Raw genomic sequence first — 20,447 nt, 5'->3', positions numbered from 1 at the left:
GGTGCGCTTCCCCGCGACAACCCTGGTGCCTACGGGCGCAGGCCGAGCTGGGTGGCCGCGGTGCGAAAGCTGTGCGCGGCCAGGGCATCGGCCGGGTCGAAGGTGCCCACGGTCTGCCCGAAGAGATCGAGGCTGACCAGACCGAAGATCTGCGACCAGGCATGCGCGAATCGCAGCAGCACGTCTTCGGGCAGGTCGGTGGCGAGCGCCTCACTGAGCGCGTGGCACTGCCGGCGGAGCGGTCCACTGGCGGGGGGCAACGGTGCGCGTGGCCCGAGCGCGCCCTCGAGGTGCGCCTGCTCCACCACCCGCAGCAGCGCAACCGTGGTGCGAGCGGCCGGCACGATCGTCTCCTGTGGCGCGCGATAGCCGGGCACGGGCGAGCCATAGAGCAGCGCGTATTCGTGCGGGTGCGCGTGGCCCCAGTCGCGAAAGGCGTCGCATCCACGCACGAACCTGCGGCCGTATGCCGCGCGCCCGCCGGTGGCCTGTTCGGTCGCCTCTCCGACCGCGTCGTAGGACTCGATGATCAGCGCTGTCAGCAGGTCGTCCTTGCTCGGGAAGTAGCGGTAGATCGCCGAGGACACCATCTCGACCTCGCGGGCCACTGCGCGCAGAGACAGCCCGTCCGCACCTCGTGCCGCGAGCTCTTTGTGGGCGGCGGCAAGGATCTCGTCGCGGGTCCGCGCGTGGGCGCGCTGCCTCGGGGTCGGCTTGGATGCGGGCATGACGGCATTCTGCCTGATCAGAGCAGTGCTCACAAAAGAGAGCACTGCTCTTGCATTTCTTCAAGGTGCGTGCTTTGCTGAGACCACACAACAGAGAGCAGCGCTCTCGGATGAGGAGCAGGGTCATGAGCGCGACGAAGGACAGGAACGGCGCCCCCGAGATCATGAACAACGTCGTCGCGGGGCTGGCGCGTCGAGGTGTGAGCCTGCTCGGCGCACAGGAGCTGTCGGTGACGGGGCGGCGGTCCGGTGAGATCCGATCGACGCCCGTCAACCCGTTGCTCCGAGACGGAGAGCTCTACCTCGTGTCTGCGCGAGGGAACACGCAATGGGTTCGCAACGTGCGGACCACGCCGGAGGTGCACCTGCGGGTGGGGCGGCGGAGCACGGCATACACCGCGGTCGAGCTGCCGAACGACGTCAAGGTGCCGCTGCTGCGCGCCTATCTGAAGCGATGGGGGTGGCAGGTGAAGCCGATGTTCGCCGGCATCACCGCATCATCGACGGATGACCAGGTTGCAACGGTCGCCGGCGAGCACCCCGTCTTCCGACTCGAACTCGTCGGCTGACTCGGCCGGACCGGCGGGCCGGATCTGGGACCAGCAGTCGGCGTCAGGGGATCTGCCGTCCCGACCACCAGTCATCCGGGGGAGGATGGGGTCATGGCCATCACCGACCGCGACATCGCCGCGATGAGCGCCCGTGAGCGCGTCGAGCTGATCGAGCGCCTGCGCGGGAGCGTGCCGGACCAGCCCCGCGTCCCGGGACCGGGCCGCCGCGGAAATCGGCGTCGCCGGATCGCCCTGGGAGTGGCTGCGGTGTCGTCGGTCCTGCTGGTGCCCTGGGTCGTCTATCTGGCCTTCCACCTGCCAGAGCGGCACCTGGCGCCGAACTGGACCCTGACCTGGGTCGGGTTCGACATCGGTCTGATTCTGCTCTTTGCGTTAACTGCCTTCTTGGCCTGGAAGCGCCGAATTCTCGTGGTGCTCACGGCTTTTGCCGCCGGGTTCATGCTGTTGGCCGATGCGTGGTTCGACACAACGACCGCTGGCTCCGACGGCCGGCTCGAGGCGATCCTGAGCGCGGTGCTCATCGAGATCCCCCTCGCGATCTTCCTCATCTCCATGTCGCTGCACCTGCTGTGGCGGGTGTCCAGCCTTCTGGCTTCGACGGTTCGGCCAGGGGCGAGCGCGCACTGGCGCGCGAGGATCCAGTCCGACGTGCTCGATGATCACTGACCGATGGAGGGGCGGTGCGCAGCGCGCGGCACCGCCCCGTGGGTCACCAACGGTGCTGGACATCGATGACCAGGCGCTGCCCTCCGTCGCCGCTCGTCAGGACGAACGCACGCATGGGGAGCCTCGCCCGCACTCCGAGGGCGATGGTGGTCCGACCCTCGTAGGAGCCGGCAAGGGCGACCTGCCGGAAGGTCCGGTAACCGGCGACGTTCGTCAGAGCGCGTGAGTTCGTCGGCCGGTAGGTCGCACGGCCCGCGGCGTCATACATCGGCGCGTTGGCGGTGACCTTCAGCACTGCGCCACCACGGACCGACACGGACCTGCCAGAGCCCGGGGTGCGCACGGACGACACATAACTCACGTTGTATCCGGCGTAGCCGGAGCCGACGGGAGCGAGGTCGAGGACCAGGCGGTCGAAGCATGGATGCTGACCGGAGCGGACCCCGGTGAGCGGATGGGCGGTCATGGGCGAGGTGGCCTTCGTGAGCGACCCCCACCGAACCGCCGCACACGACGTGGCGGCACTGCTGGGGGTGGCCTGGGTGATCCCGACTCCGATGAGACCTGCTGCCGTGGTGGCGACGGCGGCAGCAAGGGCGGTGCGGCGGCGGGCTCGGGAACGATGACCTGACGGGATGTCTGTGGTGAACATGTCGTTCCCTCCTTCCTGGATGTTGTACAGACGTCCGCTGGACGTCGACGGTTGTCATCCGGGTGAGCGCAATCGAGCGATCGGGCGCTGGATGGGGCAAGTCCGCAAGCGCACCCATGGCTGCCTAAGGTGATGGCGTGTCTGATCTGGTGCGCGCGGTCGAGTCGTTGCAGTCCTTGCCCGGGGTGGCGCAGGCCGTGGAGGATGTGCGCGAGTCGTGCACCCAGCTGCGGTGGCACCCGGCGTTGCGCCGTCGGATCCCGGAGGCGGCCACGGAGTCTCGGGTGCGCGGGGCCAAGGCGAGCGCCGATCTGGAGGGTGCCGAGGTCGGTATCGACACCGTGCGTGACCTCTTCCGTGGGGCGGTCGACTGGCCCACCGAACCCGGGCCGGTGGAGCAGACGCTGCGGGCGGCCGTGCAGGCGACCGCCGAGTCCGAGCATGTGCAGTCGCTCGTGCTGTCGGCTCCCGCGCAGGCCCTTGCTCGTCTGCACGTCGCGGCCGGAGCCCCGCTCCTGCCCGATGACCAGGTGGGCCGTCCGCGCCTGGACGGCGAGGACTGCCGCGAGCTGGTCGAGCTGGGGCCGGCCCCCGACGCCGCGGAGGCTCGCCGGCGACTGCAAGGGGTCATCGAGCTGGTCGTCGAGCACGACAAGGCACCGGCGCTGCTGATCGCTGCTGTCGTGCATGCCGAGATAGCGAGCGCCCGCCCCTTCGTTCGTGGAAACGCTTTGGTGGCGCGTGCATTCGAGCGGGCACTGTTGCAGGCGGGCGGCCTGGACCCCACCGGAGTGGTGGTGGCGGAGGCCGGCCACGCCCGCAAGAGTGCAGTCGACTACATCGGTGCGCTCACGGCATACACCAGCGGGGGGACCACCGGTGTGCGGCTGTGGCTGCTGGAGTCCGCGGAGGCGATCCAGGCCGGCGCGCGGGCGGGCGCCCGGATCTGCGACGCCGTGCTCGCGGGCCGGGTCCGTGATCTCTGACCGGGCCCGCCGCGTTGGCATTGTCCGCCTTATCCACAGGAACGACAAGGCCTTGATCCTGGGCTGCGGGAGGAGTAGACCTTGACCTATGGAAGCGACGGACGGGAGTCCGACGGCCACCGCAACCGAATCAGGCACCCACGCGCAGACAGTTCACTGATGGACGGCACGTATCGGACAAGTGTTCCGGACGGCAAACCAAGGAATGCACGCTTGGTCACCTGACGCAAGTCGCGGCCGATGGCACCTCACCTTGTGAGGTGCCATCTTTGTGTCGGCGGTACGCGCCCGGTGATACCGGCACCGATGCCTTTTGCGGGCGGCAGCCCTAGGTATGGATTCGCTATGGAACCGGCCGCAGCTATTGCCACGGTCGGCGGTGGCCGAGCAGAATTGGCCCTGTCGGCGCTCCCATAGGTTGTAGCGCTGCTGCGTCGTGTCCTCTCCCCCTAACGGGCTGACGCAGCGAAGAGCCCCCGCTCTGCCGAGCGGGGGCTCTTCACGCGCCGAGTCCCGAATCTCCTCGAAGGCCGGCCGATGCACCGAGGCCCCCTCATCCACACCCCAGGTGGTGCACCGACCGACCTCCACATCTACTGACGTGACGGTCGCGCTTCCGGTTCCGTCCCAGTTGGCTGAAGTCATGCAGATCGAAACCAGCTCATCCGCCGAAGCCGTCACGGCCGCCGTCACCGGGGCGGGTGGCGGTGCCGGAGCCTCGACCCTGCTGGCCGCCCTCGGGACGCGAGCGGCCGCTGCCGGCCGCCGGGTGGTCGCGGTCGACCTCGACCCGTGCGGTGGTGGGCTGGACGTCGCGCTGGGGCTGGAGGCAGAGCCGGGCCTGCGTTGGCCGGATCTGATGGGCGCCGACGGCGAGATGGATGGTGCCCGCCTCCTGGCGGAGCTGCCGGGTCGCGGCGAGCTGCTCGTCGTGCTTTCCCACGGCAGAGTGCCGCAGGAGCCATCGGCTGACCTGGTGCGTCGTTGTCTGCGCGCGTTGGGGTCTCATGCCGACCTGGTCCTGCTCGACGTAGCCACCGGAGCGATCCCACCGGAAGGGCAGACGCAGGTCGTGCTCGTGGGTCGTGGGACGGTCCGTGGGGTGGCCGCAGCCGGTGCCATCACCCGACGTCTGGCCGGCGCGGGGGCACCCGTGCAGCTCGTCCTGAGGGATGCACCGCCACGCACCGCGGGGGATGTCGCAGAGGCGCTCGGGGTGTCACTGGCCGCAGATCTGCACAGTGACAGGACGCTTGACGCCGACACGGATCGCGGCCTCGCCCCTGGGCGCCGCGCACGGTCGAGTTTGGCGCAGGTCTGTGACCGGTTGCTGGCCAACCTACTGGCCGACCGGCCATGGCGCGCTGAATCCCGGCCTGCCGCGCTCGACCCCCGGCCGGCCGCGTACGCCCTGGGAGAGCCAGCATGAGTGTCGGTGGGGCGATGTGGGCGCAGATCCGTGCCGGACACGAGCCGACGAGTGAACGAGTCGACCACGTCGCGGAGATCGACTCCGCGGTCCTCGGCGCCACCAGTGTGCAGCGACTGCGTTCGCGGCTGAGCGCGGATGTCTTCGGCGCCGGTCCGCTGGAGCCGCTGATCGCCGACCCGGAGGTCACCGATGTGCTCGTCAACGGAGTCGCCGGTGTGTGGGTGGACCGCGGCCAGGGCCTGGAGCCGGTGGGCACCGTCCTGGGCGATTCCGCAGCCGTCCGCCGGTTGGCCGTGCGACTGGCGACACTGGCAGGTCGGCGCCTCGACGAGACATGCCCCTACGTCGACGGTCTGCTGCCCGGTGGGGTCCGGTTGCATGCGGTGCTGCCGCCGCTGGTGGAGGGTGCGGCGCACATCAGCCTGCGTGTCCCGCGGGCCACCATCTTGCGGCTGGACGATCTGGTGCGGGCCGGCTCGGTGGATGCGCGCGGCCGGCAGGTCCTGCGGCGGCTCGTCGCATCCCGGGTCGCGTTCGTTGTGACCGGCGGGACCGGGTCCGGCAAGACCACGCTGTTGGCTGCCCTGCTCAGTGAGATCGACCCGACCGAGCGGATTGTCATCGCCGAGGACGTGCGCGAGCTGAACGTGGACCACCCGCACGTGGTGCGGCTCGAGGGGCGTTCGCCGAATGTCGAGGGCACCGGGGCGGTCTCGCTGACCACGCTCGTGCGCCAGTCGCTGCGGATGCGTCCCGATCGCCTGGTGGTGGGTGAGGTGCGCGGTGCCGAGGTCCGCGAGCTGCTCAGCGCGCTCAACACTGGTCACGAGGGTGGCTGCGGCACCGTGCACGCCAACACCTGCGGTGATGTGGTCGCCAGGTTCGAGGCGTTGGGTGCGCTCGCCGGCATGCCCCAGCCGGCCGTGCACGCCCAGCTCGCCAGCGCGCTGCAGGTCGTGGTGCACGTGCGCCGCGAGGGCGGGCGGCGCTACGTGGCGCAGATCGGAGTGCTGGGCTGGGTGGACACCGCGTTGGTGGTGTCTCCAGCGCTGACGTGGCGGGCGGGCGCCCTGCGCCCGGATCTGGGGTGGGCGCGGCTGTCCAAACTGGTTGGCCTGCCGGAGGCCGCGTGATGGCTTGGTGCGTCGCGGCCCTGCTGGTGAGCGCGGTCCTGCTGTGGCCGCGCCGCCCCATGGCACTGGTAGGCGAGGTGCACCGGTCGGTCACCGTCCCTCCAGGATCGACGGCGCAGGTGCGTCGTGGCCGACGGCGCCTGCGAGGTCGGCGCCAGTCGGAGTCGGAGGTGCGCGACGGCATCCTCGGGATGCTCGAGAGCGTCGGACCGGCAGTGGCCGCCGGAGTGGTGCCGGCGGTTGCCGTGGCCACCGCGGCGGAGCTGTTGCGAGGGTCGCTGCCGGCAGGGCCGCTGCGGGCCGACGTCGGGCAGCTGGCAGCAGTCGCACGACGGGGCGACGAGCTGGGCGCCGTGTGGGCGACGATCGCCCGAAGGCACCGCATCGAGGCGCTGCATGTCGTCGCCCAGGCATGGGCTCTGTGCGAGGAGCTCGGTTGCGGACTGTCGGAGTCGCTCGAAACGGCGACGGCACTGATGCGTGACGAGGTCGACCGGCAGCGCCGCATCCGGGTTGCCACCGCCGGGCCGCGCGCGACGATGCAGCTGTTGACCCTGCTGCCGGTCGCCGGCGTCGGCCTGTGCGCAATGGTTGGCGTCGACCCGATCCAGCTCTACTCCGGTCGCGCGCTAACTTTCACCCTCCTGCCGGGATGCGTTCTACTCCTTGCGGGGCGGGCCTTGGCGCGGTGGATGATCGGCCGAGCCTGTTCGCCAACGGGTTTGACATGAGTACCTCGACAAGGGCCTCGTTCCCGCGTCGCTCGGTGCATTGCGGGGGCTGCAGTTGATGTCGGCGGGCTGGCCGTTGACGGTCGCGGCACTCTCCGCGCTGGCCGTGCTGACGTGGCCACGGCGATCAATGCCGGTGCCGGAGCAGGTTGAGAGCGCTGCGAGCGGCGATGGCCCGGTGCGCGCCGAGGATGTCACCAACATCGCCGCGGCGCTGGATCTGCTGGCGTTGGCGCTTGGCAGTGGTGTCCCGCTCGTGCACGCCGTCGATGCCGTGGCGGCGCGGAGCGGGCCGGTGGTGCGCAGGGATCTACGGCAGGTCGTGGCAGCCCTGCGCTGGGGCGTCGATGAGTCCGCGGCATGGGATGGACTGCCGGTGGTCTGGCGTCCGGCCGGTCGGGCGCTGACGCTTGCCGGGATCGCCGGTGTGCCACCCGCAGCATTGATTCGTCGGGCCGCCAGCGATATCCGCCGACGAGAGGCTGCGCGGCTGGAGGAGGCAGCCGGGCGGCTCGGGGTGCTGATCGTCATACCGCTCGGAGCGTGCTTCCTGCCGGCGTTCGCCTTGCTGACCGTTGTGCCGGCCGTGGTGGCGCTCGCGTCGAGCCTGATGGGCGGCGTTGTTTGAGCAGTAGATGTTCGCCGCGCCGTCCGAGCCGAATGCGGGCCGGGCGCGGTGGGTGACGTGTCAGCCAGGCACGAGAAGAGGAGGAGCTCGATGAAGACCAAGAGGGTGGCCGCGGGTAGGCGGCTGAGGCAGCGCATCGCAACGGCCCGCGCGGCGGGCGCCGAGGCGGGGATGTCGACGGCGGAGTATGCCGTGGGCACGATCGCCGCGGTGACGTTCGCGACGGTGCTGATTGCGGTGGTGAAGTCCGGTGCGGTGAAGAGCGCGCTGGCCGGCATCATCCAGGCGGCGCTGAGCGTAGCGGCCTGATGAGGCGGAGGTGGCCGCGTTTTCGGCGTGAGTTTGGCATGGTGACAGCCGAACTCGCGGCCACCTTACCGGCCGTGGTCTTCGTGCTCGCGGTGCTGCTCAACGCCGTGGTGCTGGGCATCGATCAGGTGCGCTGCGTGGACGCCGCACGAGCGGCGGCGCGGTCGGCCGCCCGCGGGGACAGCGCCGGGCAGGTGCAGGTCATTGGCGCGCGGGCCGCACCCGATGGCGCCACGCTCGAGGTTTCGGACTCTGGTGGATCTGTGACGGTGCGGGTGTCCAGCCCCGTGCCTGGTCCGTTCGGCTGGTTGGCCGGCGGTCATCACCTGGGAGCGGATGTCACCGCGGCGCGGGAGCAGCCGTGAGAGTCGCCGCCGCGCGACGCCGGGTGAGGGCCGATGGTGGTTCGACGGCGGAGCGTGGTTCCGCAACGGTGCTGGTAGTCGGACTGATCGGCGTGCTGGTGGTGTGCCTGGCCGGAGTGTGCGCACTTCTTTCGGCAGTGCAGGCGAGCCATCGGGCGCGCGCCGCTGCCGACATGTCGGCGCTCGCCGGCGCTGGAGCGCTGCTGGACCCGGCAGGGGCAGGAGCGCCGTGCCCGGTGGCCATGGCATACGCGGCCCGCAACGGTGGCCGCACGCTGCGTTGCGCGGTCGACGGTGAGACCGTCACCGTTGAGGTGGCCGTGTCTTCGGGCTGGCCCGGGCTGGGCGACGCGACCGCGCGAGCCAGGGCCGGTCCATCGCCGCAGGATTCCCGTCAGGTGGATGCCGAATGAGCCCTTGACACCTGTCGATGGAGCGCGTACTACCAAAGGTAGATGAAAGTTGGTGACCGGTCATGACCGTCATTCATCGTCGAAGTCGGGCAGCGGGCACAGCGGGGCCGTCGCCGACCCGCGCACCGGACCCGGGGTTGCGCTCCATGAACCCGGTTTCCGCGGCGCTGTTGCGGGTGTTCGGGCCGTCGGACTCGCCGGGCAATCCTCTGGTCGGTACCAAATACGACCCGACGCTGGCCGCGCAACGCGGGATGGAACGGACCGCACGGCACCACGCGCAGGTCAACGCCGGCTGGCAGCGTTGGGACAAGCGACTGCACGGGCACAACCCGGTGCCGCCGTACAAAATCTCGGACGATGCCGCCCCCGACGTATCCACCGCGCCCCCCGAACGGCGAGGCAGCCTCCCGAACCCGTGACGTGGCGGATGCAAGACTGCAGCGATGCAGATGAGCGAGGTGGCCGACCTTGCCGCCGAGTTGAAGGGTGTCCGGCGCACAACATCGGGCGGACTGGCCCAGTGGCGGCTCCATGGTCGGCTGGTTGCCCGTGAGCTCGACGGCACCCATGTCGTTATTCGCGCCGACTTCGACTACCGCGATGCGGTGCTGCGGCAGTTTCCGACCACCTTCAGCGTGCCGAACCGCTTCCGGAAGCACATGATGATCGTCGCCGACCTCGAGGCCGCCGATCTTGGAGCGATTGAGGACGCTCTTGTGGCGGCCTGGGAGCTGCAGCGCGCCGACCCGCGCTGAACTGGAGGAATGGCGGTCATGGCTGACCTGACCGAGCCGAAGAGCGTGCTGCACCACTATCTCAAGAATACCCGCGACAGCCTGATCTGGAAGCGTGACCGGCTGAGCGAACGGGATGCCAGGTTGCCGCGCACCCCTACCGGCAACAACCTCCTGGGCGTGCTCAAGCACTGCGTCAATGTCGAAGCCGGCTACTTCGGTCCGACCTTCGGGCGAGAGTTTGCCACGCCGGACGAACTCGTTCCGTTGGAGGCATAGGAGAAGGACCCGCAGGTCGACTGGTACGCGCGAAACGACGAGACGAAGGCCGGCCTGATTGACCTCTATCGTCGGGTCGCATCCCTTGCGGACCAGACGATCGAGCAGCTACCGCTCGACGCGCCGGGCCGAGTGACGTGGTGGCAGCAGGGACGGCAGGACGTGACCCTGCAACGGATCATCGTCCACGTGATCTACGACCTTGCCCGTCATGCCGGTCACGCCGACATCATGCGCGAACAGCTCGACGGGGCGGTCGGCTGGGAGCAGGCCGATACCAACATCCCCGAGGGCTATGACTGGTCCGCATACCGTGCCAGGCTGACCGAGCTCGCCAACCGATCGGGGTAGCGACCGGCGCTCGTTCCTCTTCCCCGGACCGATCGTGCGCGGCACGTCGATGGCCACCCAACGAGGAGAGCTGCCACGGCGCCGGCGACTACTGTCCTGCATTTTGTCGGGAGGTCACTTACCCGATGGTCTGCGGGCGCGTGGACAGCAACTGCGTTCGTCCGTCGAGTCGTACCGTGTCGCCCAGGACCGCTCTCAGAGCGTTGAATAGCTGCCGGCGACGGTGGAGGTCTGCGACGGCGTACTGGGAGGTGGTCGCCAGCAGACTCAGGTAGTCGTCGACGGGTAGCTCCCAGTCCCAGGCGTAGCTGGTCGACTCCGCGGTGCTCAGCGCAGGTTCGGCCGCGATCTCGTCCTGCGCCCAGTCGGCTCCGGCACGGTGATCGTCGATGTCAGGGGTCAGATCCCCGCCGTCGCGCCGATAAACCTGTCGCACGGCGTCGAGGTTGTGCTGGGTCGAGTCGAGCTGCCAGCCGTTCCAGAACAAGAATGCGATGCCATCGTTGCCAAGGAGTCTGGCCAGCCTGGTCCATCTGGTGCTCGGGTCGGTCCAGTGGAACGACTGTGCCGCGACAACCACCCCATAGGGACCATCGCCGGTTGCGACGTCTTCAAACGTTCCCTGTCGCACGGTGACCGCGTCCTGCAGGTCCTCCGCGTGCAGTCGCTCCGCGAGGATGTGGAGCATGTCGCCCGAGGGTTCGACCACCTGGATCCGGGCGCCGCGACGGGCCAGCGGAAGCGTCGCTCGTCCGGTGCCGGCGCCCACCTCCAACACCCCACGGCCAAGTCGAGGACCTGCCGTGGCCACCAGGTCGTCGAACAAGGCGTCGGGAAACGTGGGGCGAGACCTCTCGTAGGCGACCGCGCCCTCCTCGAACGACTTCGCTCGCCTGCGCATCGCATCATCAGTCACGCGGCGATTCTGACACGAGCAAGCGCGCGATCGGTCGGACAAATGACGGCACTGGGCAGATCGGTGAGCTTCGACACCGCAAGCTGCCCGGAGTGGGGAGGCCCAGTGTGCAGAGACGAAGGTGAAGGTGACTGCCCACGAGGTCCGAACGGCGTCGCCGTCGCTGGTGCGATGCGACGTCAAATGGTCCCTTACCAACACTCAGAGCGCACGCGCGCGGGGGGCACTGATGCGTGTTGCCACGCGGCCCAACCCATCGCCCGGATCGGTCGGCCGAGTCAGATCATTGATTCACGGCATGCACCGGTTGGGCATAGTTGCGCGCAATGAGGATGGCTCCCGGGAGGTCATTGTCGGGTCCGATGACGAGTTCGCTCTCGATCGTGAACCCGGCATCGCGAAGCCAGTCGGCGACCTTGCTCGGCCGGCGTCGGTAGCTATCGACGTTGATCGGGCGCCCGGTGTAACTCTCGGACCTGTGTCGTGTCTCATCACCCACGTGAAAGCCGACCAGCAACGGACCCTCTGGGCGCAACACTCGGCGGAACTGCTCGAACACCGCGGGTATGGCGTCGTCCGGTACGTGGATAACGGACCAGAACGCGAGAACGCCGGCGACGGAGTCGTCTGCCAGGGCGAGCTCTGTCATTGTTCCGACCTCGAAGCGTAGGTCGGGGTGGTCGCGTCGCGCGATGGCAATCATCTCGGGCGAGAGATCGATGCCGAATGCGTCCAGCCCGGCGTCGTGCAGGTAGCTGGTGACATGCCCCGGTCCACAACCGATATCGGCGACCGGCCCCTCACCGGCCCCGTGGACCAGCTCGGCGAACAACGCCAGGCTCGCGCGAAGGTATGGGCTCTGGTCGAGCAGCCCAGCTACCTTCTCGGCGTATCCGGTGGCATCGGTGTCATACGAGGTGCGGGTGTCGGACAGCCAGGAGTCGGGCATGCAGCCACGATAGCCAGATCCGCCAACAACCTCCTGAGATCGTTGAGGTCGGCTCGCACCTCGACCTTCTCGACGCGTACTCCTGGTTCTGATCGAGCCGGCCGCGAATCGGCACGACGACGGCCTGAGTGGCACGATGGCACGCATGGTGCTGCCCACGCCGCTGCTGCATACGGACCGGCTGCGGCTGCGTCCGTTCGATGATGCGGACGCGGACGCGTTGTACGCCCTGCAGAGCAGCGCGCACGTGCTGCGCTACTGGGACGCACCACCTTGGACCGAACGCGATAGTGCGCAGACGTTCATCGAGAAGTGCCGCACGTTGGCCGAGGGCGGGACCGGGGCGCGGTTGGCCGTCGATCGTCTTGAGGATGGGGTGTTTGTCGGATGGTGCAGCCTGACCCGATGGGATCCCGGCTACCGCAGCGCCGCGATGGGCTACTGCTTCACCGAGGCGGTGTGGGGTCGCGGCTACGCGACCGAGGCCGCGCGAGCCGTTCTTCGGTGGGCCTACGACACGCTGGACCTCAACCGGGTCCAGGCCGAGGCCGACACCCGTAACATCGCCTCCGCTCGGGTCCTGGAGAAGCTCGGCTTTGTGCGTGAGGGGACGCTGCGGCAAGACTGCATCGTGGACGGCGACGTGTCGGACTCGTGGGTCTACGGGTTGATCGGCAGCGACTGGCGATCGTCGTCAGATCCGGCCGGCTCGACCACGTCAGCGCTCGACACCTGAAACAGCCGGTCGGTGCCGGTGTTCTGAGTCTGTCACGATCACTGGATGAATCCTGGGGCGAGTTGCCGGTGCCACCGGGCCGATGTGCCGACGGACGACCCATTGTGGGTCAGAGCGGGGGAGCTGGTGCAGCAGGTCGCTCCCGCGCTCGGCAGCGACGGACGATTCGCGACTCACCTCGAGTTCTTCGACCAGGGGCGAGCGACTGGTCGTCCTGGAAGTGTGTGCTCGCGCACCAGGGGCACTGGTCTCTCAAATGGTCCGCGTGGTGGCCGGGCATGACCTGGAGACCGGGCACCTACAGGTGCAGGCAGGGTCATCGGCACCAGCGTTCGCGCCCACTGGAACGCACGCGGCATGGATATCGGTGCTCGCCCGCACCCATCCGATCTACCAGGGCCCGCCCTCCCTCGCCTCGGATCTGACGGTCTATCCGCTCCCTGCGTCGGGCGCACCGGGCGGGCGGTACGTGGCTCTGATCGGCCTGCTGATCAACACCAACCACGGCCAGCTGATCGGCGACGTCGACCAGTGCGTCCACCATTGCCGGCACAGCCTGCAGGGGGTCCGAAGGGGAAGGGCCAAATGCCCCGATCGGAGGAGCCTTCTGGGCGAGGTCACGACCCATCAGTGCTCGGCGGCGGCTGCGGTGGCTCGTGGTGACTGGACGTCGCCGAGGTCCAGGAGGCGGAGGATCGGTGAGCGGATCAGCCACTGGAGCGCCAGAATGCCGCCGGTGGCAGAGACCAAGAGGGTTGCGCGCACGCCGATCCAGTCCGCCAGCAGGCCGCCGACCACTGCGCCGACGGGACGGATGCCGTAGTTGATGGTGCTGTAGCCACCGGCGACTCGGCTGCGCATCGAGTCGGGTGTCACGATGGTCCGAAGCGAGTTGTGCGGTATGTCGAAGCACATGACCGCAAATCCGCCGACGAACTCGGCGATGGCCAGGGCCATGGCACGCACCCACAGCTGACCCTGCGCGGCAGCGGCGATGGCGATCGCGGATGGGAACACCAGTGCGCCGAAGGCGATGACGCGCCCGACGCCAAAACGTCGGGTGAGCCGTCCAATGCACATTGCGCCGACGGCACCGCCAGAGGCGCCGATCCCGAAGGCAACTCCGATGATGCCGGCCGACAGGCCCAGAATTCGGTTGGCGAACAGGACCAGCAGGGTGGCACCGATGAAGTTGAAGAAGTTCATCGTGGTGGCGCAACCCAGGCTGTCGCGCAGATAGGGGTGTCGCACCACGTAGGACACGCCCGCCCTGGCACGGCGAATGAGTGAGGTGTCACCGACGTCAGGCTCGGCGTCCGTGCTGGTCACCCGATTGACCTGCAGGGCGGAGAAGCAGAATGACGCGGCGTCCAGGCAGATCGTGATGGGCGCGCTCAGCACCTGCACGAGGACACCTGCGATCGCGGGTCCAGCGATGAACGAGCCGGATCGAGTCGTCGACAGCTTGCTATTCGCCTGCAGATACTGGCGTTCGGTGACAAGGTGCGCGAAGAAGGACGGGTAGGCGGTGGAGAAGACCACGTCGCCCACGCCGGTGAGCATGGCGACGGCATACAGCTGGGGCATGGTCAGCGCACCGGCCCAGTAGGTGACCGGGATCGACAGGAGCGCCGCGGCACGGAACAGGTCGGCGGCGATCATCAGCCGACGCTTGTGCCGGTGCTGCTCGACCCAAGCGCCGATGAACAGCGAAGCCAGGTTGGGCAGCCAGACAACTGCAGTCAGCACACCCACCTGCGTTGGGGAGGCATCCAGCAGGATGACCGCGATCAACGGCAGCGCAAGCTCGGTGACCCGGTCGCCGAGCTCCGAGACCCCTTGGGCAGACCAGAATCGCCGAAAGTTGCGGTGTCGCCACAGCGAGTCCGCGCCGACCTCGATCTTCGGCACGTTCATGGTGGGTCATCGCTGACGGCAGGCAGCTCGGGCAGGAAGAACCGGATGACCCGAACCAGTCGCCGCTCGTCGGCGCCGGCAGGCGGCTCCTCGGCCTGCCGAGTGACGTAGGGAGCCAGCAGCTGCTCGATGGCGGCTTGGAGATCGCGGGCTTCGTCAGCGGTGAGGCGCACCCCGGTGTTGCCGGCGCCCGCCTCCCGCACCCACGGCTCCTCCAGATCCGGCTCGATCTCGGCGGTCCATCGCGCAACGTGCTCAAGGGCCTGGGCGATCATCCGGGCCCGCAGCAGACGGCCGGCATCCTGCCCCTCCGGGCTGTCCGGCATGTCGAACCGAATGCCCCGTGCGACGGCCTTCCACCACCGTCGCCGCCCGTCCTCGGCGCCCGTTGGGGCGGTGGCGTCGGTGACCAGCCCGAAGGAGGCGAGGTGGCGTAGGTGCCAGCTGGTCACCGAAGGCGAGGCGCCCACGTGCTCGGCCAGCGCGGTGGCGGTCATCGGCCCCTGGCGCTGCAGCCGGCTGAGCACCGCCAACCGCACGGGGTGGGCCAGGGCCCGCATGGCCTGCGGGTCGGTGACCTCGAAGTCACCCAGGGGATTCGTGAGAGACATGTTTCGAGAGTACTCTCTCAGGATTTTGCGTCAAACCATGCATGCGCCCGCCCAGCAGGAGTGGGACTGGTTCAGGAGGCGTTGCGCAGAATCGTGGCCAGCGTGGTGATCGCGCCGGCCTTGTCCAAGGGGTTGTTGCCGTTGCCGCACTTGGGTGACTGGACGCATGAGGGGCAGCCCCGACGACAGCCGCAGGCCACGATCGCCTGGTGGGTCGCGGACAGCCACCGGCGCGCCTCGGCATACCCCCGCTGGGCGAATCCGGCGCCGCCCGGATGGCCGTCGTAGACCACGACCGTCGGCATTCCGGTGTCCGGGTGCAGCGCTGTGGAGACTCCGCCGATGTCCCACCGGTCGGACTGGGCGACCAGGGGCAGCATCCCGATCGATGCGTGCTCGGCGGCGTGCAGGGAGCCGGGCAGATCGCCCGGATCGAGCCCGGCGTCGAGCAGTACCTCCTCCGGCGCGGTCCACCACACCCCCTTCGTGAGCAGCTCGCGCTCCGGCAGGTCGAGGGGGTGCTCGCCGATCACCTCACCCGAGCGGGACAGCCGAAGGAACGAGGTGACCTGGGTGCGCACCCGCAGATCGCCATAGCTCACCGTTACCGGGCCCCACGACTGGTGCTCGCGCGCGCCGAGGATGTCGAACGCGCTCACGGACCGCGCGACCGTGGACCAGCCGGGGTCGCCGACGACCACGTGCGCGCTGCCGTCCTCGAGGTTCAACTCGGTGACCACGTGCGTACGCCCCTGGTGCACATACACCGCGCCCGTGTGCACCGCGGAGTGCGACCGGTCGGCGTCCACCGTGCCGAGCACCCGCCCGGTCCGTGACTCGACGATGCGGATGTCCTGGTCGCCGGACCCGCGCAGGGAGAAGTGGTCTGCGGGACGGTCGTCCCGTGCCCAGAACCAGCCCCGGGGACGCCTTCGCAAGACCCCTCGTTGCACGAGGGAATCCAGCAGCGGCTCCATCCCGTCACCGAAGTAGGCGACGTCGTCTCGGGTCAGCGGCAGCTCGTAGGCCGCGGACGCCAGATGTGGGGCCAGGACATACGGATTGGCGGGATTGACGGTCGTTGCCTCGACGGCGCGGCCGAAGATGGTTTCGGGATGGTGCACCAGGTAGGTGTCCAGCGGGTCGTCCGCAGCGACGAGAATGACCAGGGAGCGCTTGCCGCTTCGGCCCGCCCGTCCGGCCTGCTGCCACAGGGAAGCAAGGGTGCCGGGCCATCCGGCGAGGATCACTGCGTCCAGGCCACTGATGTCGATGCCGAGCTCGAGCGCACTGGTCGCGGCCAGGCCCCGCAACCGGCCCTCGCGCAGATCCGCCTCGAGCTCGCGGCGCTCCTCCGGGAGATACCCACCCCGGTAGGCCGCGACCCGCACCGGCGGGGACACGCCCTGCACCGCGTGCCGCACCATCTCGGCGACGACTTCGACGCCTGGCCGGGATCGGGCGAAGGTCAGGGTCTGGACCCCGCGGATCATCAGCGTCGTCATCAGGTCGGCCGACTCGGCGACGGCGCTGCGCCTCGAGGTGTCGCTGCCGTCGGGTGGGACGGGAGGCTCCCACAACCCGAAAGTGCGTGCGGCTCGAGGCGATCCGTCCTCCGTGATGGCCTGCACCGGCAGGCCGATCAGGTCTTGGGCGTGCTCAGCCGGGTGCGCGGTCGTCGCCGAGGTCAGGATGAAGGTCGGGGCGGATCGATAGCGGGCGGCCACACGGCGCAGGCGTCGGAGGATCAGCGCGACGTGCGACCCGAACACCCCTTTGTAGGCGTGGCTTTCGTCAATGACGACATATCGCAACGCCCGCAGAAAGGACGCCCATCGCTCGTGCGCGGGCAGCAGCGTGTAGTGCAGCATGTCGGGGTTCGTCAGCACGAGCTGCACGTGGTCACGGATCCAGCGACGTTCCTCCGGCGGGGTGTCACCGTCGAGTGCCGCAGCACGCACACCCGGGATGGCCCACCGGCGGATACGCGCCTCCTGGTCGGCGGCCAGAGCCTTCGTCGGCGCGAGATAGATCCCGGTTGCCCCACGTCCGGTGGGCGCGGAAGAGCCGTCGGCGATTGCGGACAGCGTCGGGATCAGGTAGCCCAGGCTCTTGCCGGACGCGGTGCCGGTGCTCAGCATGAGGTGCTTTCCGGCATGGGCCAGGTCTGCCGCTTGCCGCTGGTGGCTCCAGAGCTGTGTCAGGTCGTCACCGGTGATAGCCGCGCGCACCTGCGGGTTGACCCAGTCGGGCCAGTCCGCGGGCACCGCCCGCCGCTCGGGGAGGTCCTCCACGTGCAGCAGCCCGCCGTCATCCCGGGTCTCGGCCAGCAGCGCCAGCAGCGCGGCAGGGTCACTGATCGGCTCCGTGGCGGAGGCGGCGGGGGAGCGGGCGTGATCGACCATGTCCAGACCACCGTAGGACGCCGCGCCGCACGATCCTACCGGCGGGTTTGCGACTTGCCGACAACGTGACACACTGAGCCCGCCATCCTGTAGGGGGAGGCCAGACGAAGGAGCTTTGTCATGGTGGATGTCACGATCACCAGCCGTGATGACGGCGAGCTGACGATCGTCGAGGCGACCGGCGAGGTCGACGTGTCCTCGGCGATGCGATTCCGCGACGATCTGACTCGGGCCCTGGCAGACGGCAAGCCCAACGCCATCGTCGACCTGACGGGTGTGCCGTTCCTGGACTCCACCGGTCTCGGCGTGCTGGTCGGACGGCTGAAGGCCATGCGCATCAACGGCGGGGACATGGCGCTGGTCATCAGTGACGACCGGCTCCTGCGCAACTTCAAGATCACCGGTCTCGACCAGGTCTTCCGGCTGCACCCGACCGTGGACCATGCGCTCGACAGCATGCGCTGACCGCCGTATGACCAGCGGTGCACCGGCGGTGAGACCCGCCGTCGGAGCGCTCCGTGAGGACCTCATTGACGCGACGTATACCGTTGGTGCAGTGCAGGACTCGCTCGGCACGGTCGCCGCTCAGGCACTGCACAGGGAGCAGACCTTTCCGGCGGAGCGGGCGACCCGCGACCCATCGCCGGTCGCGACGCTCGTGCGGCTCTTTTCCCTGGGCCTGCCCCTCCAGGCCGAACGCGTCGAGGCGGCGGTGCCCCGATGCGGCGTCGGCGGACTGGTCGACCTCGGTCTGGCCGCGGTCGTGGGCGGCATGGTGCATGCGGCATGTGACCTGCGGCCGTATGCCGATGATCGGCACGACTGGTGGGTCGCCTCGGACCTCTCCGAGATCGCCACCGGCAGGCCCCTGGAGACGGACCATGTGCTGGGGATCGGTGGCGCCTCGACGACGCTGGCGTCCTGGACACCGCGTCGCCCTGCCGCTCGAGCACTGGATCTGGGCACCGGCTGCGGGGTGCAGTCACTTCATCTCGCCGGGCACAGCGATGCGGTAGTCGGCACGGACCTGTCCACCCGAGCGCTCGCCTACGCGCGGTTCAACGCCGCGCTCAACGGCATCGAGCTGGACGTGCGTGCGGGTTCACTGCTGGAGCCGGTGGCGGACGAGGCCTTCGACCTGATCGTGAGCAACCCGCCGTTCGTCATCACCCCACGGGTCGATGCCGTCCCCGAGTTCGAATATCGCGACGGCGGACAGGTCGGCGATGCGCTGGTGCGCGGGCTGATCGGTGACCTTTATGGGCATCTCAATCCCGGAGGTGTCGCCCAGCTGCTCGCCAACTGGGAGGTCCCAGCCGGCCACGACTGGACCGAGGTGCTCGGTGACTGGCTGGCCGGCAGCGGCCTGGATGCCTGGGTCGTGCAGCGCGAGACGCAGGACCCCGCGGAGTACGCCGAGCTGTGGTCCGGCGACGGGGGTCACCGTCGCGGCGAGCCGGGCTTCGACCGGATGTATGCCGCGTGGCTGGACGACTTCGCCTCGCGGGACGTCGAGCGGGTCGGCTTCGGCATCGTGACCCTGCAGCGGCCGGCCCGCGAGCGCGCGACCTTCCTCGACCTGGTCGATGTCCGCGGGCCGGTGGCCGCTGCGATGGGGCCGGCCATCGACGCGGGGCTGCGCGCCCGGACTTGGATCGCCGAGCACGGCGATGCGGAGCTGCTCGATACCGCTTGGCGGGTTGCGCCGGACGTGACCGAGGAGCGGCATGGTCGCCCTGGTGCGCAGGATCCGAGCGTCATCGTGATCCGCCAGGGTGGCGGGCTGGGACGAGCGATCCGGGCGGACACGGCGCTCGCAGCATACGTCTCGGTCTGCGATGGCGACCTGACGGCGCGACAGGCGCTGGACGCGATTGCCAGCCTGCTTGACGTCGGCGCCGACGCGTTGCGCAACCAGGCGCTGCCGGAGATCCGCGAGCTGGTCGCCGACGGCCTGCTGACCCCCGAGGGCGGGGGTTACAGGGGTCGGTCAGGCGGATAGCTGCCAGGAGCGCTTGGACAGGCCGTACCAGAAGCCGTCGATCACGCTGGTCGCCGTCGTCGAGTCGTCCGCGGATGCGCCCAGCGACACATAGAGCGGCGCCCAGTGCTCGGTGCGAGGATGCGCCTGGCGGGCAGCCGGTGCCTTGTGCAGGAAGTCCATCAGCCCGTCGACATCGCCGGCAGCCATGGTCTCCGCCGCCCACTGGTCGAACTCCGACGAGGCGGTAGGCGGTGTGTCATCCGCGCCGCCGGCCGGGTTGAACCAGCTCAGGTTGTGCGTGGTGAACCCCGAGCCGATGATCAGCGTGCCGTCGTCGCGCAGCGGTGCGATCCGCCGGCCGAGCTCGAAGAGCGTGCGCGGGTCGAGTGTGGGCATCGACATCTGCAGCACCGGGATGTCCGCGCCGGGATACATCTGCTTGAGCGGCACGTACGCACCATGGTCCAGTCCGCGCGACTCCTCACGCTGGACCGGCATACCGGGCGTGCCGACCAGCCGCTCCACGTCGTGGGCGAGGGACGGGGCGCTCGGGGCGTCGTAGCGCACCGAGTAGTAGTGGTCCGGGAAGCCCCAGAAGTCGTAGGTCAGTGGCGCCCCGGTCGTCGAGCTGAGAGCCACCGGTGCCTCCTCCCAGTGCGCCGACACGATGAGGATGCGTCGCGGGCGGGGCAGGTCGCAGCCCCAGTCGCGCAGCTGCCGGGTCCAGGTGGCGTCGTCGGCCAGCGGGGGCGCGCCGTGGCTGAGGTAGAGCACGGGCTGCCGTTCGCTCGGGGCCGTCATGGCCTCAGCATAGACCAGGTAGTTAATAATTCAATTACTGAGCGCCGGGCGGCCGTGTCGCGGACCGGTCAGCGTCCTGTCAGGGACCAGGGGTTACCGTCATACCCGTCGCACGTCGATGCAGCGACGAATCCGCTGCACGGGTG

At 69.2% G+C, this 20,447-nt stretch carries 23 protein-coding genes and 1 pseudogene; 16 read left to right on the top strand and 8 right to left on the bottom strand.

The window, feature by feature from the left end:
- Window positions 1-29 precede the first annotated feature (29 nt).
- A complete protein-coding gene (locus tag FGL98_RS17955; RefSeq protein WP_146319008.1) occupies window positions 30-728 on the bottom strand; it encodes a TetR/AcrR family transcriptional regulator in 699 nt (232 codons plus the stop codon).
- Window positions 729-853: 125 nt separating this feature from the next.
- Here FGL98_RS17955 and FGL98_RS17950 point away from each other — a divergent pair, with 125 nt between their 5' ends.
- Together FGL98_RS17950 and FGL98_RS17945 are read left to right on the top strand one after the other, a co-directional pair.
- Complete coding sequence (locus FGL98_RS17950) at window positions 854-1,297, top strand: nitroreductase family deazaflavin-dependent oxidoreductase (RefSeq protein ID WP_146319006.1); 444 nt, start codon at window positions 854-856, stop codon at window positions 1,295-1,297.
- Between the two features lie 93 nt (window positions 1,298-1,390).
- Window positions 1,391-1,966, top strand: coding sequence for a hypothetical protein (locus FGL98_RS17945; RefSeq protein ID WP_146319004.1), 576 nt, complete (start codon window positions 1,391-1,393; stop codon window positions 1,964-1,966).
- A 43-nt stretch (window positions 1,967-2,009) separates the two neighbouring features.
- On the opposite strand, the gene FGL98_RS17940 is transcribed toward FGL98_RS17945, so the two are convergent.
- Entirely contained in the window at window positions 2,010-2,618 is a 609-nt protein-coding gene (locus FGL98_RS17940; RefSeq protein WP_246136624.1) for an AMIN-like domain-containing (lipo)protein, read from the bottom strand.
- A 137-nt stretch (window positions 2,619-2,755) separates the two neighbouring features.
- Here FGL98_RS17940 and FGL98_RS17935 point away from each other — a divergent pair, with 137 nt between their 5' ends.
- The 11 genes and pseudogenes from FGL98_RS17935 (at window position 2,756) to FGL98_RS17890 (ending at window position 9,982) form a co-directional block, all read left to right on the top strand.
- Entirely contained in the window at window positions 2,756-3,604 is an 849-nt protein-coding gene (locus FGL98_RS17935; protein ID WP_146319002.1) for a Fic family protein, read from the top strand.
- A 643-nt stretch (window positions 3,605-4,247) separates the two neighbouring features.
- A complete protein-coding gene (locus tag FGL98_RS17930; protein ID WP_146319000.1) occupies window positions 4,248-5,033 on the top strand; it encodes a CpaE-like family protein in 786 nt (261 codons plus the stop codon).
- Window positions 5,030-6,169 carry a TadA family conjugal transfer-associated ATPase gene (locus FGL98_RS17925; protein WP_246136623.1) on the top strand — a complete coding sequence of 380 codons (1,140 nt, stop codon included), beginning with the start codon at window positions 5,030-5,032 and terminating at the stop codon, window positions 6,167-6,169. Before FGL98_RS17930 ends, FGL98_RS17925 begins: the two co-directional genes overlap by 4 nt.
- On the top strand, window positions 6,169-6,900 hold the full coding sequence (locus tag FGL98_RS17920) for a type II secretion system F family protein (protein WP_146318998.1): 732 nt from the start codon (window positions 6,169-6,171) through the stop codon (window positions 6,898-6,900). The genes FGL98_RS17925 and FGL98_RS17920 overlap by 1 nt, the downstream gene beginning before the upstream one ends.
- A 58-nt stretch (window positions 6,901-6,958) precedes the next feature.
- A complete protein-coding gene (locus FGL98_RS17915; protein ID WP_146318996.1) occupies window positions 6,959-7,528 on the top strand; it encodes a type II secretion system F family protein in 570 nt (189 codons plus the stop codon).
- A gap of 90 nt (window positions 7,529-7,618) precedes the next feature.
- Entirely contained in the window at window positions 7,619-7,837 is a 219-nt protein-coding gene (locus FGL98_RS17910; protein ID WP_146318993.1) for a DUF4244 domain-containing protein, read from the top strand.
- 38 nt (window positions 7,838-7,875) lie between these two features.
- Window positions 7,876-8,202: a TadE family type IV pilus minor pilin gene (locus tag FGL98_RS25530; protein WP_186526239.1), complete on the top strand. Its 327-nt coding sequence runs from the start codon at window positions 7,876-7,878 to the stop codon at window positions 8,200-8,202.
- Window positions 8,199-8,615 carry an Rv3654c family TadE-like protein gene (locus FGL98_RS25525; RefSeq protein WP_186526238.1) on the top strand — a complete coding sequence of 139 codons (417 nt, stop codon included), beginning with the start codon at window positions 8,199-8,201 and terminating at the stop codon, window positions 8,613-8,615. Before FGL98_RS25530 ends, FGL98_RS25525 begins: the two co-directional genes overlap by 4 nt.
- Before the next feature lie 146 nt (window positions 8,616-8,761).
- Window positions 8,762-9,037 carry a hypothetical protein gene (locus FGL98_RS17900; protein ID WP_146318989.1) on the top strand — a complete coding sequence of 92 codons (276 nt, stop codon included), beginning with the start codon at window positions 8,762-8,764 and terminating at the stop codon, window positions 9,035-9,037.
- 24 nt (window positions 9,038-9,061) lie between these two features.
- Window positions 9,062-9,373, top strand: coding sequence for a hypothetical protein (locus FGL98_RS17895; RefSeq protein ID WP_146318987.1), 312 nt, complete (start codon window positions 9,062-9,064; stop codon window positions 9,371-9,373).
- Window positions 9,374-9,382: 9 nt separating this feature from the next.
- A pseudogene (locus FGL98_RS17890) lies at window positions 9,383-9,982 on the top strand (DinB family protein).
- A gap of 118 nt (window positions 9,983-10,100) precedes the next feature.
- On the opposite strand, the gene FGL98_RS17885 reads toward FGL98_RS17890, so the two are convergent.
- Both FGL98_RS17885 and FGL98_RS17880 read right to left on the bottom strand, forming a co-directional pair.
- A complete protein-coding gene (locus FGL98_RS17885; protein WP_146318985.1) occupies window positions 10,101-10,898 on the bottom strand; it encodes a class I SAM-dependent methyltransferase in 798 nt (265 codons plus the stop codon).
- A gap of 283 nt (window positions 10,899-11,181) precedes the next feature.
- Entirely contained in the window at window positions 11,182-11,847 is a 666-nt protein-coding gene (locus FGL98_RS17880; protein ID WP_146318983.1) for a class I SAM-dependent DNA methyltransferase, read from the bottom strand.
- 145 nt (window positions 11,848-11,992) lie between these two features.
- Between FGL98_RS17880 and FGL98_RS17875 the strand changes: the two genes are divergently transcribed.
- The gene (locus FGL98_RS17875; protein WP_146318981.1) at window positions 11,993-12,583 is read left to right on the top strand and encodes a GNAT family N-acetyltransferase; all 591 of its coding nucleotides are present in this window, start codon (window positions 11,993-11,995) and stop codon (window positions 12,581-12,583) included.
- A gap of 627 nt (window positions 12,584-13,210) precedes the next feature.
- On the opposite strand, the gene FGL98_RS17870 is transcribed toward FGL98_RS17875, so the two are convergent.
- The 3 genes from FGL98_RS17870 to FGL98_RS17860 form a co-directional block, all read right to left on the bottom strand.
- Window positions 13,211-14,500: an MFS transporter gene (locus FGL98_RS17870; protein WP_146318979.1), complete on the bottom strand. Its 1,290-nt coding sequence runs from the start codon at window positions 14,498-14,500 to the stop codon at window positions 13,211-13,213.
- Window positions 14,497-15,111 (bottom strand): ArsR/SmtB family transcription factor, encoded by a 615-nt coding sequence (locus FGL98_RS17865; protein WP_146318977.1) that lies wholly within the window; start codon window positions 15,109-15,111, stop codon window positions 14,497-14,499. The genes FGL98_RS17870 and FGL98_RS17865 overlap by 4 nt, the downstream gene beginning before the upstream one ends.
- Before the next feature lie 71 nt (window positions 15,112-15,182).
- Complete coding sequence (locus FGL98_RS17860) at window positions 15,183-17,516, bottom strand: DEAD/DEAH box helicase (protein WP_146318975.1); 2,334 nt, start codon at window positions 17,514-17,516, stop codon at window positions 15,183-15,185.
- 120 nt (window positions 17,517-17,636) lie between these two features.
- Between FGL98_RS17860 and FGL98_RS17855 the strand changes: the two genes are divergently transcribed.
- Both FGL98_RS17855 and FGL98_RS17850 read left to right on the top strand, forming a co-directional pair.
- On the top strand, window positions 17,637-17,981 hold the full coding sequence (locus FGL98_RS17855) for an STAS domain-containing protein (RefSeq protein WP_246136622.1): 345 nt from the start codon (window positions 17,637-17,639) through the stop codon (window positions 17,979-17,981).
- 7 nt (window positions 17,982-17,988) lie between these two features.
- Window positions 17,989-19,518, top strand: a complete 1,530-nt coding sequence (locus tag FGL98_RS17850) for a DUF7059 domain-containing protein (protein WP_146318973.1) — start codon at window positions 17,989-17,991, stop codon at window positions 19,516-19,518.
- Here the strand turns inward: FGL98_RS17850 and FGL98_RS17845 are convergent.
- Window positions 19,507-20,301 carry a dioxygenase family protein gene (locus FGL98_RS17845; RefSeq protein ID WP_146318971.1) on the bottom strand — a complete coding sequence of 265 codons (795 nt, stop codon included), beginning with the start codon at window positions 20,299-20,301 and terminating at the stop codon, window positions 19,507-19,509. The genes FGL98_RS17850 and FGL98_RS17845 overlap by 12 nt on opposite strands.
- Window positions 20,302-20,447 lie beyond the last annotated feature (146 nt).

This window comes from Leekyejoonella antrihumi, assembly GCF_007845645.1.
Taxonomy (GTDB): Bacteria; Actinomycetota; Actinomycetes; order Actinomycetales; family Dermatophilaceae; genus Leekyejoonella; species Leekyejoonella antrihumi.
Note: the sequence above shows the minus strand (reverse complement) of the source record. Positions and strands in the feature narration are given on the sequence as shown.

Coding starts and splice junctions, on each gene's coding strand:
- FGL98_RS17955 (WP_146319008.1), bottom strand. CDS start 728: ATGCCCGCATCCAAGCCGACCCCGAGGCAGCGCGCCCACGCGCGGACC.
- FGL98_RS17950 (WP_146319006.1), top strand. CDS start 854: ATGAGCGCGACGAAGGACAGGAACGGCGCCCCCGAGATCATGAACAAC.
- FGL98_RS17945 (WP_146319004.1), top strand. CDS start 1,391: ATGGCCATCACCGACCGCGACATCGCCGCGATGAGCGCCCGTGAGCGC.
- FGL98_RS17940 (WP_246136624.1), bottom strand. CDS start 2,618: ATGTTCACCACAGACATCCCGTCAGGTCATCGTTCCCGAGCCCGCCGC.
- FGL98_RS17930 (WP_146319000.1), top strand. CDS start 4,248: ATGCAGATCGAAACCAGCTCATCCGCCGAAGCCGTCACGGCCGCCGTC.
- FGL98_RS17925 (WP_246136623.1), top strand. CDS start 5,030: ATGAGTGTCGGTGGGGCGATGTGGGCGCAGATCCGTGCCGGACACGAG.
- FGL98_RS17920 (WP_146318998.1), top strand. CDS start 6,169: ATGGCTTGGTGCGTCGCGGCCCTGCTGGTGAGCGCGGTCCTGCTGTGG.
- FGL98_RS17915 (WP_146318996.1), top strand. CDS start 6,959: ATGTCGGCGGGCTGGCCGTTGACGGTCGCGGCACTCTCCGCGCTGGCC.
- FGL98_RS17910 (WP_146318993.1), top strand. CDS start 7,619: ATGAAGACCAAGAGGGTGGCCGCGGGTAGGCGGCTGAGGCAGCGCATC.
- FGL98_RS25530 (WP_186526239.1), top strand. CDS start 7,876: ATGGTGACAGCCGAACTCGCGGCCACCTTACCGGCCGTGGTCTTCGTG.
- FGL98_RS17900 (WP_146318989.1), top strand. CDS start 8,762: ATGAACCCGGTTTCCGCGGCGCTGTTGCGGGTGTTCGGGCCGTCGGAC.
- FGL98_RS17895 (WP_146318987.1), top strand. CDS start 9,062: ATGCAGATGAGCGAGGTGGCCGACCTTGCCGCCGAGTTGAAGGGTGTC.
- FGL98_RS17880 (WP_146318983.1), bottom strand. CDS start 11,847: ATGCCCGACTCCTGGCTGTCCGACACCCGCACCTCGTATGACACCGAT.
- FGL98_RS17875 (WP_146318981.1), top strand. CDS start 11,993: ATGGTGCTGCCCACGCCGCTGCTGCATACGGACCGGCTGCGGCTGCGT.
- FGL98_RS17870 (WP_146318979.1), bottom strand. CDS start 14,500: ATGAACGTGCCGAAGATCGAGGTCGGCGCGGACTCGCTGTGGCGACAC.
- FGL98_RS17865 (WP_146318977.1), bottom strand. CDS start 15,111: ATGTCTCTCACGAATCCCCTGGGTGACTTCGAGGTCACCGACCCGCAG.
- FGL98_RS17860 (WP_146318975.1), bottom strand. CDS start 17,516: ATGGTCGATCACGCCCGCTCCCCCGCCGCCTCCGCCACGGAGCCGATC.
- FGL98_RS17855 (WP_246136622.1), top strand. CDS start 17,637: ATGGTGGATGTCACGATCACCAGCCGTGATGACGGCGAGCTGACGATC.
- FGL98_RS17850 (WP_146318973.1), top strand. CDS start 17,989: ATGACCAGCGGTGCACCGGCGGTGAGACCCGCCGTCGGAGCGCTCCGT.
- FGL98_RS17845 (WP_146318971.1), bottom strand. CDS start 20,301: ATGACGGCCCCGAGCGAACGGCAGCCCGTGCTCTACCTCAGCCACGGC.